This window comes from Vibrio sp. L3-7 (genome assembly GCF_963898195.1).
Lineage (GTDB): Bacteria > Pseudomonadota > Gammaproteobacteria > Enterobacterales > Vibrionaceae > Vibrio > Vibrio echinoideorum.
This window is the reverse complement of record NZ_CAWQUW010000010.1, coordinates 53,213-67,230: the sequence shown is the minus strand read 5'-3', so window position 1 is coordinate 67,230 and position 14,018 is coordinate 53,213. Positions and strand designations below refer to the sequence as shown.

The following is a 14,018-nucleotide window of genomic DNA, read 5'->3' as shown; positions in this document are numbered from 1 at the left end:
GGATAACTGTGTCTACATGAAATTTGAGTCTACTTAAAGTAGCTGTGTTTGGCCGTCGTTTAAGACAGAAATAAGGTGAGATATGGATTACAAAATCAATGACCCTGTAGTGCTGGAAATGTTAGAGGGTAATGATTGGCGCGTGATACGCACCACTTACCGTCAAGCCAGACGAATGCTCAAAAAAACGCATCATCGCGGTTATTTGTTGTACCGCGAAGGAGTGGGATGGAAAAAATGACGCTTTCACGTCGTTCAATTGTCGGCTTCATCGTGCCCCAACAAGCGTGGCTTATTGCCGTCAAACTGAACCTGATAGGATAATATTGTGATACTTTTTATCAACACACTTTTACTTTTCATTTTCCTACATAGACTACTGACCTTTTCACATGCCCCATCAGCTAAGGTAAATCTGATTTGGGGTATCAAAAGTATCGTCATGTTATTGGTCATCGCTGTATGGTTAGTGCCGCTTCATCTCCCTTGGTATATCTATGGAAGCGTTCTTTTTTTCTCTGTATGGATAGGTTTTTGTTACAGCGTGACGGTTAAGCTTCAGGAGTTAACCTTGCTGCGTCTTGCCCCGTCATTCAGAAGCAACCAATACCATGTCCATCTACAGAGCTTAATTCAGCCTTTCACAAGAGACACGTATCGAGAGCTTGAATTATTAATTGAACTGCTTCCTAAATATAATGGTCAATCATTAATACTGACGTCGCCTTTATTGGCTAAGCAGGGGCCACTTTGTAATATTGAGCAGTTGAAAAATCTTCCTATTCATATCGAGGCTTCTTATCATTCTTATTGGCGCTCGCCATTTGAGTTTCTTGTATTGTGCTATTACAAACACATCAAACGAGAAAACATACTTCAATACTCGGATTTATCAAAGCAGTATCGCTTACTTCTTACTCTTCGCTCCACGGTAAGATCATTATAAAATGGGAACTTTTGAATAAACGGGTGATCAGAGCAGTTAGTAATTCTCTATTGTAATGTTTTAAGTATGCCTGACTCTTTTCTCCAACATTTTGAAGCGATTGAAGACCCACGTATTGATCGATGTAAGCGACATGAGCTTCTCGATATTATCTTTTTAGCCGTTAGTGCCGTCCTATCAGGAGCGGAAGGCTGGGAGCAAATTGAGGATTTTGGTTCTCATCGCCTAGATTGGCTCCGACGTTATCGCCCTTTCGAATACGGTATTCCACGGCATGACACCATCGCTCGCGTTATATGCCGTCTTAAGCCAGAAGAAATTGAGAGCGCGTTTCAAAGCTGGATGAGTTGTCTTATTGAGTCTACTGGGAGTGATGTCATTGCCATCGATGGTAAAACTGCTAGACGTTCTTTTGATACACGTGAGAGGCGAAATCCACTCCATGCGGTCAGCGCTTGGAGTAGTCAGCATCAGCTAGTTCTTGGCCAAGTAGTGGTTGATGAGAAGAGCAACGAGGTATCCGCTATCCCAAGATTACTCACACTGCTTGATATTGAGAACTGTATCATCACGCTGGACGCAATGGGATGTCAAAAAGACATCGCTAAACAGATAGTGAAAGGTAAAGCGGATTACGTACTAGCCTTAAAAGGCAATCACTCAGGAATGAAAGCTGAGCTTGAAGCTTGGTGGCATAAATCAATGCGAGAAGGCATGACTTCAGAGACGTATGATGAGTACAGCGAAGTCAGTGTTGGTCATGGACGCATTGAAACTCGTCTGTGCGAGCAGTTAATCGTTGATAGAAATTGGTTAGGTAAAGGTTATCGTTGGGATGGTTTACAGAGTGTAATCAAAGTGACCGCTACGGTTGAAGAAAAATTGAGTGGTAAACAATCGAAGGAAACCCGATGGTATATCAGTTCATTAACTCTCAACGCGCAGCAGGCATTGGATGCAATAAGAAGCCACTGGCAGGTAGAAAGCATGCATTGGATGTTAGATGTAACGTTCAGAGAAGATGAGTCGCGTATCCGTAGAGGTACTGGAGCCCTAGCTTTCAATGTGTTGAGGAAAATCGCACTAAGTCTTTTCAAACAAGACACAAGTAAAAGCATCAGCATGGTAAGAAAAAAGAAGATAGCGGCTATTGATGACGAATATCGCTCAGTCCTTTTAAAGACTGGAATTAAAATGCTCTAGCCGTGCTCTTCGCTCTTAGTTAGAGTGGATAGTATAAGGAAATAAGTGAAGCTTTTTCTTATGCTCTCTGCTGTGCTGGTAGGGCGTAGCCCGTAAGACGATATAGAGTCTTAATCAGAAGGAACTTTTCGAGGAAAAGTGTGGGTTCCATAAACCTTGCTCAAACGACTCCAAAAACAGAGTTCGTTCGCTAGAGCATAAGTGTTTCCCAGCGCCCCTGAGATTCATTATTTCTGAATTCATGGCTTTGAAAATTTTAGCAAATGGGGGAGAGGTTTTAGCGAGCACTTTCCAACTAAACTTGATGCATATCAGTTTGAGCCTGTTTATTATGTGTCATCCACGAATAAGCCCACAGATGTTGATGCCAATAACTAAAGCAAAACGAAGCAGTGTCCGTTTCAAAGCGTTCCTACGTCACCCAAAATTGCGAATGGAGAAAGCGCAATCTCTTGAGGACTTACTTGACCATACAAGTTTTGGCATTCGTTGCCACATAGGCAAACTTTCTATGAAGGTTGAAAATGGGTATTTAGTCAAACACCGTTACACCCAAGGGAAAAAAGAGTATGGATGCAAACGACATTCTAGATAATTATGCGAAAAAATTTATTTCAAAAGACTTAGCTAGTGATTATGACGGTTCAATCGATAGCTTGATTCCTGCAATAGTTAACTATGGTGATGAAAAGCAAAGTATAGAAATTATGGTTGGCACATTGGCAATTGATGCTTGCAGGATAAGTCAGCATAACTCGAACCAAACATCAAAGACTTACAATACTATTTGCAGTATAAATTCGCATAACATTGCATCGAAAGTCTGCAGATTTGAACAACGACTAAGATTCAACGTAGTAAATTTACTACGCTCCAATTCATCCTCTAGCAGACATAATCGACAATCGAACAAAATCTAGACTAACTGATTTTTGGGCAAAAGTTACTTAGATATAAAACTCTAATTAGCTCTCCTGATATTACTTTTTTGGGTGAAAAATAGCATTTATCTCAGTTGCTATTAAGTATGTTTCGAATAGATATTCAAAAAGTAACAATTTACAGGTTCCGCCATGCTTACCCTAGTAAAGCATCAATGCTTAACCTTCAGTACCTTCGTATCCAAGCTCAGTTCTTTTACATATTGTGAATGAAAAAGAAGCCTCCGATGCTAGAGTTACTAAGGCGTGTTGATCTTTCGTGAGTGTTTTTTGAACAGCATGGTAAAGAGTTATAATTTGCTTCGCCAAAAGTAAAACCATAACCAATACCATGCCAAGAACAATGCTAACTGATATTCGCTGGGAACTGCCACTCCAAGTTATGAAAAATACAAGTCGTATTTACGATAAAACTGAACATCGAATGACATTTGAAGGAATACTTTATCGAATGAGAACAGGTATTCCTTGGAGGGATCTACCCTCTGAGTTCGGAGAGTGGAGTACCGTTTACAGACGATTTAATCTTTGCTCAAAGAAAGGGGTTTTAGATAATCTTTTCAAAGCTTATCTAGTATGGCTGATTTTGAATGGGTATTTCTTGATGGCTCTATAGTTAGAGCGCATCAGCATAGTACAGGTGCAGCTACTGAAAGCTCAGAGCAAATAGGCAAAAGTCGCGGGGGCAACTCAACCAAAATTCACTTAGCCGTGGATAGTGGTGGCCTGCCGATTTGCTTTGATTTATCAGAGGGACAACGCCACGATATAGTGCATGCCGAAAGCTTAGTTGAGCAACTCGATGAAGTTAATACCATCGTTTGTGATAAAGGATATGACAGCGAACCTTTCCGTACTTTTGTTAAGGAGTGTGGCGGAGAAACGGTAATTGCTAAACGCAATTACGGACAAGATATAGACAAAGATAGTATGGATTGGTGTCTGTACAAGTATCGTCACTTGGTCGAAAATGCCTTTGGGAGAATTAAGCATTATCGAGCTATTTCAAGTAGATTTGACAAGCTAGAAAGGAATTATGCCAGCATGTTATCGCTGGCATTCATGTTAATGTGGCTACCGATGTATTGTTGAACACGAAATGTACAACAAAGATCAACACGCCCTAGCTTTACTTAGACTATACGGCCTTTAAACTCTTAACTGGAAATTATCCGCAGCTGAGTTCGTACCGGAGTTGTAGTAGGTTTTATAGCCATCAATAAAATAACTGGTGCCATCAGCTCTAATGACTTCAAATATTTCCCAGCGAGAAGTACCACTATCTGCTGGCTGAGGGACGTAACCCCCAGGGCAGCTAAACGCTTTAGAATCGAACAGAGCCTCGCTTACTCGAAATACCTTGAAGTATGTGCCATTCGCTTGATTGATACGTGCCCACCGCCCCTCAATGGTCTCATAATTGTTATTGCCATCTAATAGCCAATCCCAATCACTGCCATCAGGCAGCCCACAATAAACGTAGGTTGAGGTATTAGCAAAAGCTGATGAAGCCATGAGCAGAGCACTGAAAGCGATAATTTGTTTTAATTTCATATTGTTAAGCCTTGACGTTATTAGTATGCGCTAAAAAAGCTGTTCATTTTTAATGCACAACATATGATCCAATCAAGTGCATATTAAGTGATTGGGCTAGAGATCACATTAATTAGAGATTATGCTACGGGCTATATAACTCAGTTCCCCGTCCTCCAGATGAAACGCAACACTTGATTGCCCTATGGAGGCTAAGTGCTTTATACGGTGTTGTTGCAAAAAATCAGGCCAGGGCTCAGAATCATTTCTTTCCCATCGAATCCAGCGATTCAATGACCAACCCCGAATTCAAATGGAAACACTTTGCCCCTGAGATCATCCTTTGGTGCCTTCGCTTGTCTGGTTCGAGCCCGATGAGTTATGCAAACCTCAGTGACATGCTGGCAGAACGGGGGATCTCGGTTAATCGTTCGACCATTTATCGTTGGTTCATTTAATATGGCCCGACATTACGTAAGAAGTTACGTCGCCATCAATTTATCCGGACAGACTCTTCGTGGCAGCTTGATGAAACCTATGTAAAAGTGCAGGGGAAATGGCACTACCTTTACCGTGCTATCAATAAACAAGGCGAGACGTTGGATTTCTATTTCTCCCACAAACGTAATAAAGAAGCTACTTATCAGTTTCTTAGGCGTTGCCTGAGATATTACGACGTAGACTATCAGCCTAAAATATTAAACACCGACAAACATTCCTCATACGCCAATGTGATTGCTCGCTTGAAGAAGGAGGGACGACTGCGAGCGGATGTCGAGCTGCGGCAAGTGAAGAGCCTCTAATGACAGATACCGCCTTGGTTGGCGGTATCTGTGTTGATATTAAAAAGTCAATGAGTCGGTTCGCAGACGCTTACGGTCAATTTAGGGTTTTCGTAGGATTAGTGTATCTGAAATTGCGAAAACAGCCTGAAGGCGTTCATTAAATACCCGTGTTTAGATTGTAGAGCAGGAGTTGGGTCAGTCAGGCATTCATTTTGAAGTGAGTTAAACCGCGATTGTTCAGGTAAGGAATCATTGAGATTCCTTACCTTTGAACACCTAGATCTATCTGTCTCGGTAGATTAATTATACTTAAATCGGCATTTATCCTTGATGCAGTTTATTCTATACAGCTCTTCGCCATCTTCGCCATGCTCACGTACTAAAAAGAAAAAATCTTTGTTCTTCCGTCTATATATGCGAGAGCTATTTCTGCATCCTCTCTTTTCAATCCTTCTTCGACTAAATGTACCTCTAAAGCCCGTGAGCTCCTTTGTGGAGTCTTTTTATTCGCTACTACTCTTCGGAATCCATTGTAACTAAAGGCCTGAGAGCCAACTTTGGACTTTTCGCTGAAATGGGCGCAAAACCCCACTATGGAGGGTAATGCTGATGCAGGTTATCTATGTGTATGATGATGAAGGCACCATGGCACTGGCCAAAATAACGGAAAGTCAATCAGCGCAAGATGCTGCGATCGATGTGGTTGAAGCGGTGGTGAAGTGGACAAAAGAGTTCGGCTTCTCGATTTACTCTCATAACGAGTGCTGTGCGCACCTTCAAGAATTGGAGCAGTTAAAGCTGCAGGTGAAAAACCATGAGGTTGATGTCCATCAAACCGACTGGTTTCGTAGCATGTTGGGTTTTACCTTTTCGGTTGAAAATCCTGAGAGCGACGAGGTTGAGTGGCCGACTTGCAAAAAATATCGAGAAGAGGAGGTGTTACCGGATGAACAAGGTCACTGTTCATTGTGTGGCAGTCTTATGAACAATAAAGGAGAGTGTCTGTATCAATGAACAAGGGAATTGACTTAACGCTTTAACATCAAACGCCAGCGATAAGCTGGCGTTTTTGTTTCTACTGTAAATGTAAACCTCTACTTGAGGTTTAATGCTTAGCAGTTAAAAAACCAGTAATTATATCACAATTTAAAAAATAAATACTCGTTAAAAATACATCCACCAATGTATTTCTAATCGAGATTTTCCTCTTGCCTTTTTGTTAGCGTGTCGGGGTCTTTTATTGTCAGGAGAATGATATGCAAACGCGCTGGCTCATGTTGTCTTTTGCAGGCTTGTTGGCCGGGTGTCAAACCCCGCCTGAGCCTGTAGAGACGCCGCCACCCCCACTAAATATTCGCACCGCCCCCGAATTATCGGGCAGCAGCGTGCAGACCTCACGTTATGTCATTGAGCGCTCTGCAGGAGACCAAATGACCGACATCTTAGGCGTGCCGATTGAAGCTCGCTTACCTGTGATGAGTAAAATGAGTATCAAAGACGGCGTTGAGTTCTTATTGTCAGGCAGTGGTGTGTCGCTGCGCACCCCGACATCTTACGCCGAAACGCAGCTCTATGCGCAACCTTTGCCTTTGGGTCATACCGATATGGGGCACATGAGCCTTCGACAAGCCTTACAAGTCATTGGCGGTCAAGCGTTCTCGCTTGAAGAGGATGTGGTTCGTCGCAATGTGGGGTTTCGACTTAAGTATGGATACGAATGGCAGGCGTCGAAACCCGTGACTGGATTTTCAGAAGGTATGTCTCCTCTGGCGGGCACAGTGAAAGCGAACGAAGCCGTATCGATATCTTCTGCCTCTCATTCAAAAAAACATGGCTCGTCAAGTGTTGTCATGACCCCGCAACTGAAAAAGTCATTGGCGTCTAAAAGCGCTTCATCAGAGGTGTGGTCCAGCTTTGAGGACGACAATGATGCGTTTTTCGCCAGCGATATGCAGGTTAAAGCCTCGTCAACTTCAAAAGTAAAATCGACACCGTCTAAGTCGTCTGTGAAGAAAAAAGCGCTCACCACTTATCGCGTCCACGCGGGAGAAAGCTTTCGCAGCGCCTTAACCCGCTGGGCTTACAAACATGGCGACCAACCCTTAGCGTTTGCTCAAGATGAGGCATTTTTGATTGCCTTGGATGAAGCGGCCACGCAAGATTTTGTTCGAACGGGCTCGTTGTCTGGCGCCGTGAAAGCGCTGGCGGCCTCTAATCAGCCTATCAATACGTTAACGCTGTACTCAAACACACCGTCGAAGCTGTTGGCTTTTCATCCGTGGAAAGGCGAGCGCGTGACGACCTTAATGGTCTCAGGTGACACATTGAAAGCGGCGACTAAGCAGGTCACCGGGCATTATGGCTGGCGCTGGGATGAAAAATCGTCTTGGCCTGTGGCTGACTTTACCTTCACGCCTTATCCATTGGTCACCAAAGAAGGTGACATCAGCATGGCCATGACCACGTTGCTTGGTCCCTATCCACTCAAAGCGCAGCGCCTAGATGCGACTAAAACTATTTACATCAAAGAGGTGACGCCATTATGAACCTATTTCGTCTCTCGGGTTTTCAATCCTTCTGTCTCATTGGCGTGCTCTTAACGCTCTCAGGGTGTGAAACCCTTGGGCTCAATGAATACGACAAGCGCAATGATGAGTCCGCCTCGGTACTCAGTGACATCGAGCGCCACCGACATCGTGAGTCTCTCAAAGTCGAACGCATTGAGCAGCCCCCGGCCAGCCTGATACCGATAGAGCGCCGCACCGATACCGACTATCTGAGTAAGACCGTTCGTGTCAGCACGCCTGCGTCGGGCTTGCCACTGAGCATGGTGCTCAGCGATGTGTTGTCACCCCTTGATAAACAAGCGTGGTTTGGGGCAAGCGTGAGCCCGAATACGCGCGTGCGTATTCAACATGACGGCTCACTGTCGGTATTGCTCAATGATATTGAGCGTCAGCTTAATGTTGGCTTCACCCCTAAAGGGGACACCTTGAACGTCGAACGCTTTGTGTCGCGCACCTTTGAACTGGAATTGCCGCCAGGGATGCTCAGTGACCAGATTGGCAGCGGTGAAAGCAGCGAAGGCGGAGACGATGAGGAAGCCTCTGCGAAAGTGGACGGGCAATACGTCACCTTGTCGAGCAGCAATGTGGATGTGTTTGGGGAGGTGGCGCTGGGCGTGAAAGCATTGCTGCAACTCGACCCGGATTTAACCGGAGAGGGAGATGCACAAGAATCCTTAGTGGGCTCTGTGCAAGCGGTGCCGTCCCTGTCTCGCTTAGTGGTACGCACCACGCCAGGGCGTATGCGTGAAGTGGTGGCGTTCGTTTCGCAGTCGAAACAATCGCTGACGCGCCAAGTGGCCTTAGAAGTGCAAGTGCTTGAGTTTCGCTCCAATCTTGGCCACGACCGAGGGATTGACTGGAATATTGTTCGCGATATCGGCGGCGACAACAGCCTGAGCTTTTTCATTCCTGGTACCAATTTGGTTTCTGGCTCATCAAGTCCCGGCTTTGCGTTTACTGGCGGCGGCAAGTGGTCGGGCTCGACGGCCTTGATAAATGCACTGAACCAGCAAGGGCAGGTATCGACGGAAACGCCTATTACGATATTGGTGCAAAACCATCAAACCAACCACATCACTCAAGAGCGCATCATCGAGTTTGTTGAAAACATCAGCTCAGACAGTGACGAGGGCGTCATTACCACCGATACCGAGCGCGGTAAGCGCAGTGAGGGGGTGGATTTCATTGTCGTTCCGAACATTCAGCGCGACCACGTTTATCTTCGAACTTCGGGCATGTTAACCAAAATTGAATCGCTGGAAACGCAGGAGGTGGGCGGTGAAACCTTGGTCTTCCCACAAATGCGTGAAGCCAAAATCAATTTTGCCAACAAGCTCAAATACGGACAAACGATTGTGGTGGCCTCAGTGTCACAAATCGACACCACGACAGAAGAAAGTACCTTCCTGGGCATCCCCTTTTTAGGCGGTAACAGTGCGGTGAAACAGCGCGTCGATACGCTGGTGCTCCTCACTCCACGGAGGGCGGACGGATGATGGAATTACTGTCTCTTCCCCATCACGGTCACGCAACTAAGACGATTCGTCGCCTGAAAAGCCGTAGCCAGCAGCCTTATCAGTACGTGTCGCAGCGTGGTGACTGGGTCTGTCTGTATGGCAGTGATTGTGAAGGCGTGGCGCGCAGCGAGTGGTGGCTCGATGTGTTAACCGCGCGCGGCCTGCTCCATGAGCAAGAGGCTGGTGAGCAAAGTGTCACCATTATCGAGAATATCGGAGACCTGTGGCACGCGACCTTGATTGACGCGGGTGTGGTGCGCCAAATCTGGACTGACACGCACTATCACTTGTGCGCAGCAAACGCAGGCGCCTCATATATTTTCTTGGTTGAATCTTTGCAAGCTGAGTCCGTGAGTGAAAACCATGAGCGCATAGTGCCGCCAAGCGACCAAGAGCTGAGCTTACTGGAGCTGTACCGGTTAACGACACCCGCTCAACCCTTAAACAATCGCAGAGTGATAATTGGAGTGAGCGTGTTACTCGTCGCAATAGTCGCTTTAACGCTTTATGTTCAGCGCTCTGAGTCTAACGAGCCTGCGACTGCTCAAGTGAGTCATGAGAGCGCATCGCCTGAAATAAAAACGCTCCCGCCATGGGGAATGTATCGCTTGGTACTGCATGAAACGGTCAGCGCACAGACGGTCATGGAAGGGGCGTTATTGAGCGCTACCCATCTTGCTCTACTGCCTCCTGGTTGGAAAGTCAAAGGCTTGACTCAACAAGGCTCAGAGCTGACGGCCACTATTGAGCGTGAGCCTAATGGCCTTATTGGTGTGTGGCAACAATGGTTGCGTCAACATGACTCATTTTCTTTGTTTTTGAGCAACGATGGGGACCAACACACGCTGCGTTTACCCCTCGCGTCTGGGCTGCCTTACTGGCAGTCACACGTGATGCCGATGCAGCCGACAGACCAGCGCTTACAAGACGCGCTCGTGACCATGGGTTTTATCGCGCAGCAAAGCAGTGAGAAGTCATCAAGCACTTGGCAAAGTAAAACATGGGAGGTGACGCATCAAGGGGTGAGCGCTTCAGAGCTTAACACCCTGGCGGCGCTGTTTGCGGTCATGCCACTCTCGATGAAGGCGCTCACGCTGACACCGGTGAGCCCACATCGTTGGTCACTCTCTTTTTCCATCACTTTATATGGAGGTCTCTAATATGACCCTTCCCCCAGTCAAAATTGGTCTCATCGCCCTGTTGGGCGCGGCGGCCGTAGCCATGGGCTACACCACGTTATTTCCTGACGTTGAGTCCGAGTACGCGGGTGCGCCCGCGGAGCACACCGAGCAAGACAACCCTATTGAGTGGGGTAGTGAGGCGCCCGCTTCAACGTCTTTATCAACATTAACCGCAGAGGCGCCGATGGCTCTGGAGCAGTCTGTAGAGGCCGTCAGTGATGGTTTAGCTCAGCAAATGGCCAAACTCAATCTTGAGCCAGAGTCGGTCGCACCCCTGCCACCTCTTAGCGACGATATTGAGACGTACCTTAATAAGCTGTCTGAGCTCAACATGGCGACGCTTGATGCGCAGGTGCGTGAGCAAAATTTACGCTCGCAACCGGACAGTCTGGAAACCGAGTTGAGCCTCATCGGCGCCCCCGTCAGCGTGACCCCGGTGGTGAGTACGTCTTCAAGAGCGTCAAAGGAGGTGCAAACCGCCGGCTTGATGTTGGGCAGCCTTGTGCAAATCGACAACGGAGCGTGGCAAGCCCGCATTAACGTGCATGGCCGTTGGCATAAAGTGCAAAAAGGCACCGTGGTCGGAACCTTGTCGATTGTCAGCGTGAGTGAGCAAGGCGTTCGTTTGCGTGATAACGGCGCGCATCGCTTTCTACGTATGGAGGGGTTTTGATGAATGAATCCAGACATGACCTGTCTTTATTGCACGACCAAACCTTACTTGAGCTGTGCATCGAAGATGGCCACACCATTGTGGATGAGGAGGGGGTGATTTGGGTGGACTGTTATGACAGCCCAAAACACGCCGATATTCGCCGTTACGTACAAGAGACGGAATCGCTCAGTGGCGGGCGCTTTTTTGCTCGTGCCCCGATGGTGAAATTAACCGATGAAACGCGTGTGCAAACCTTACTAGATATGGCGCGCACGCTACTTAATCAAGAGACGCAAGCGGCGCTGGAGTCGGCTTATGGCGATAAACTGACGCAGCTATGTCAAGCCGCGGTGGAGGTCAAAGCCTCTGATATTCACCTTGAAGTGCACCGCAACAGTACGTCTATTTTGCTGCGCGTGGATGGGCGCCGTGAAAGGCTCAAAATCTTTGCCGGCGGGGAGAGCGCTGAGCGACTTGACCGCGCGGTGGGGCAATCTTTGGCGGCGTATATCTTCAGTTTGGGTAACTCCAACTATTCACCCAGACTGCCACTCAATGACCGCTTTGAACTCCCTTGCTCTATCACAAAGTTGGATGAAACGGGAGAAAGTCACCGCGTCACTATTATGGTGGAGTGGCGCGTTGCGATGATGCCACTCAGTCACGGCATCAAATTGGTGCTGCGTTGTTTGACGCCCCTTGGTGAGCCTCTCACGCTAGACAATATGGATTTGTTGCCTGCTCAACGTGATTTACTGGAAAGTAAAATGCAGCGCCGCTCAGGCATTATTGTGCTCACCGGCCCAATGGGCTCAGGCAAAACCTCGTTAGTGTACGCCTTGTTTGACACGGTTGACCGCGTTGCGCGTTGCTGCCATACGCTCGAAGACCCGATTGAGTTTGAACAAACGGGCATCACGAAAACCTTGGTTGAGCCCAAGCGTGAGTTGGTCGATGGCTCGGGGCAATACCTGGACTACACCTTCTATGCCCTAGAGCAGCTTCGCCAAGACATCGACATCACCTCGTTTGGTGAGCTTCGAAGTCATGACACCACCAAAGAGTTTACGCGCAAAGGCGAAACGGGTGGTTTGGCTCTCTCAACCTTGCACGCCAATAGTGCGCTTGGCGTGCCGGCTATTTTTATTGAGCAGCTCGGCATCCCGTCTTCCATTGTTTCGGCGCCAGGATTGATGCAGCTCTTTACCCATCAAAAGCTGGTGCGAAAGTTGTGTCCGCACTGCGCCTTAACCCTGGATGAAGCGAAAGCGGTCTATGACCATCACGATGAGCAAGCCGCTTATCAAACCAAGTTGACTCAAGTTTCAACGCTGTTACCCGAGGCGCATCATCAAGTGCGCGTAAAGCATCCTGCTGGCTGCGAGCATTGCCGTCAAACGGGTGAAAGTGGCCGTTTGTTGGTGTTGGAGCTTATCGCCATCGAAGATGCGGACCGCGAGTTCATCAAAGCGCAGGACTATTTGGGTTGGAGTCGTTACCTGCAGACGCAAGGTTGGCCCGATATTCGTCGCCATACCCTTCATCGTATCGCCCTTGGTCAAGTGGACATTGCGTCCGCCTCTGAGCAAGTGGATGGCTTGATGCCGGTGTCCTCTCAATCTTTATATCAACAAATCGGTCAAGAGATGGATGAGCAGGCGAACGCAGACCAAACGGAGGTCAATCATGTCGGTGTCTCTTGAACAGTGGTTGTTTGACAAAAAAGACCAAACCGCCCTCCTTGAGCAGTGGCGTACCTGCGCGCAGTACGGCATGACCACCAAGGATTTTTGCCAAAAGCTGGCAAGCAGTGGCTCGGGGAGCACGCAAAAAATTGGGAAGGCGGGTCTAAAGGCGCCTGGGGAAGGCAAACGCTTTACCGATGTGCTCAGTGGCTGGCTCTCGCCCGTCGTGGTGTCAACCCTCGCCATTGCTGAGCAAAACGGTCAGCTCAAAAGCGGCTTAGACATTGCCATTAAAGAGCTCGAAGGCGGTCAAGGCGTGATGAAGTCTCTATTACTCATGATGGCCTTTCCACTGCTGACTTTGCTGGGATTGGGCGTCTTGGGCGTGTACATCAGTGGTGAAATCATTACGACTGCGGGTCTTGAACACTCGATGGCCAGTCAGGTTCGAGAGACGGTTTCAGGGCCGGGGCTTGTGGCGCTGAGCCTCTTCATTGGCTCGTTTGTTATTCAAGCGCTACTCATGCCGATATGGACAGGGCAAGGGCGCGATATGGCCGATAACATCTGGCCATTTTGCGACTATCGCATGGCGGTGGCGGGCAACCTTTTGTCCACGCTCGCCAATCTGTCACAAGCGGGCATGAGTCTCAAAGCCGCCATGACGGAGGTGGACGCGTATTCGTCTCGCTATTTGAAGTCTCACCTCAACCAAATGCAGCGCCAGCTTGAAACCGAAACCAATCCAGGGCGCGCGCTCGATACCGGTCTTTTGCTCCGTGACGCCCAGGTCAACCTGAACGTAATGGGGGATATCGCACCGCTTTCGACCTTGCTGGAAAAAAGCGCCGAACAACACCTCCGCCATTTATCGAAAAAAATGGCCACGCTGAAACTCATTGTCCCAAAAGTCATTTTAGTTTTGGGTATCTTGCTGCTCGCCGCCCTTGTGGGCAGCGCCATGGCATCCCTTTTTATCTCGATACAACTCTAAGGAAACACAAC

The 14,018-nt window shown here is 47.7% G+C and carries 13 protein-coding genes and 1 pseudogene; 13 read left to right on the top strand and 1 reads right to left on the bottom strand.

What is annotated here, in order from left to right:
- The first annotated feature begins 82 nt into the window (after nt 1-82).
- The 4 genes from AACW75_RS09315 (at nt 83) to AACW75_RS09300 (ending at nt 4,182) form a co-directional block, all read left to right on the top strand.
- The gene (locus tag AACW75_RS09315; RefSeq protein ID WP_237297759.1) at nt 83-241 is read left to right on the top strand and encodes a hypothetical protein; all 159 of its coding nucleotides are present in this window, start codon (nt 83-85) and stop codon (nt 239-241) included.
- An 87-nt stretch (nt 242-328) separates the two neighbouring features.
- Nucleotides 329-946, top strand: a complete 618-nt coding sequence (locus AACW75_RS09310; RefSeq protein WP_237297758.1) for a hypothetical protein — start codon at nt 329-331, stop codon at nt 944-946.
- Between the two features lie 66 nt (nt 947-1,012).
- Nucleotides 1,013-2,149: an ISAs1 family transposase gene (locus tag AACW75_RS09305; protein WP_237297757.1), complete on the top strand. Its 1,137-nt coding sequence runs from the start codon at nt 1,013-1,015 to the stop codon at nt 2,147-2,149.
- Between the two features lie 1,272 nt (nt 2,150-3,421).
- Nucleotides 3,422-4,182 (top strand): IS5 family transposase gene (locus AACW75_RS09300; protein ID WP_237297756.1). Its coding sequence is split into 2 segments (ribosomal slippage): nt 3,422-3,656 and nt 3,656-4,182, totalling 762 coding nucleotides; the frame shifts between segments, so codons are not numbered across the junction.
- A 57-nt stretch (nt 4,183-4,239) separates the two neighbouring features.
- On the opposite strand, the gene AACW75_RS09295 is transcribed toward AACW75_RS09300, so the two are convergent.
- Nucleotides 4,240-4,644: a hypothetical protein gene (locus tag AACW75_RS09295; protein WP_171763016.1), complete on the bottom strand. Its 405-nt coding sequence runs from the start codon at nt 4,642-4,644 to the stop codon at nt 4,240-4,242.
- Between the two features lie 272 nt (nt 4,645-4,916).
- Between AACW75_RS09295 and AACW75_RS09290 the strand changes: the two are divergent.
- The 9 genes and pseudogenes from AACW75_RS09290 to AACW75_RS09250 all read left to right on the top strand — a co-directional run.
- Nucleotides 4,917-5,423 (top strand): annotated as a pseudogene (locus AACW75_RS09290) (IS6 family transposase); the annotation flags it as partial.
- A 2-nt stretch (nt 5,424-5,425) separates the two neighbouring features.
- Nucleotides 5,426-5,569, top strand: coding sequence for a hypothetical protein (locus tag AACW75_RS09285; protein ID WP_237297755.1), 144 nt, complete (start codon nt 5,426-5,428; stop codon nt 5,567-5,569).
- Between the two features lie 442 nt (nt 5,570-6,011).
- Nucleotides 6,012-6,422: a hypothetical protein gene (locus AACW75_RS09280; RefSeq protein WP_237297754.1), complete on the top strand. Its 411-nt coding sequence runs from the start codon at nt 6,012-6,014 to the stop codon at nt 6,420-6,422.
- Between the two features lie 242 nt (nt 6,423-6,664).
- Nucleotides 6,665-7,954, top strand: coding sequence for a PFGI-1 class ICE element type IV pilus protein PilL2 (gene pilL2, locus AACW75_RS09275; RefSeq protein ID WP_237297753.1), 1,290 nt, complete (start codon nt 6,665-6,667; stop codon nt 7,952-7,954).
- Complete coding sequence (locus tag AACW75_RS09270; protein ID WP_237297752.1) at nt 7,951-9,471, top strand: type II secretion system protein GspD; 1,521 nt, start codon at nt 7,951-7,953, stop codon at nt 9,469-9,471. The genes pilL2 and AACW75_RS09270 overlap by 4 nt, the downstream gene beginning before the upstream one ends.
- Entirely contained in the window at nt 9,468-10,652 is a 1,185-nt protein-coding gene (locus tag AACW75_RS09265) for a hypothetical protein (RefSeq protein ID WP_237297751.1), read from the top strand. The genes AACW75_RS09270 and AACW75_RS09265 overlap by 4 nt, the downstream gene beginning before the upstream one ends.
- 1 nt (nt 10,653) lies before the next feature.
- Nucleotides 10,654-11,346 carry a hypothetical protein gene (locus AACW75_RS09260; RefSeq protein WP_237297750.1) on the top strand — a complete coding sequence of 231 codons (693 nt, stop codon included), beginning with the start codon at nt 10,654-10,656 and terminating at the stop codon, nt 11,344-11,346.
- Nucleotides 11,346-13,031: a GspE/PulE family protein gene (locus AACW75_RS09255; RefSeq protein WP_339385032.1), complete on the top strand. Its 1,686-nt coding sequence runs from the start codon at nt 11,346-11,348 to the stop codon at nt 13,029-13,031. Before AACW75_RS09260 ends, AACW75_RS09255 begins: the two co-directional genes overlap by 1 nt.
- Nucleotides 13,015-14,007, top strand: coding sequence for a type II secretion system F family protein (locus AACW75_RS09250; protein WP_237297749.1), 993 nt, complete (start codon nt 13,015-13,017; stop codon nt 14,005-14,007). The genes AACW75_RS09255 and AACW75_RS09250 overlap by 17 nt, the downstream gene beginning before the upstream one ends.
- The last annotated feature ends 11 nt before the right edge of the window (nt 14,008-14,018 follow it).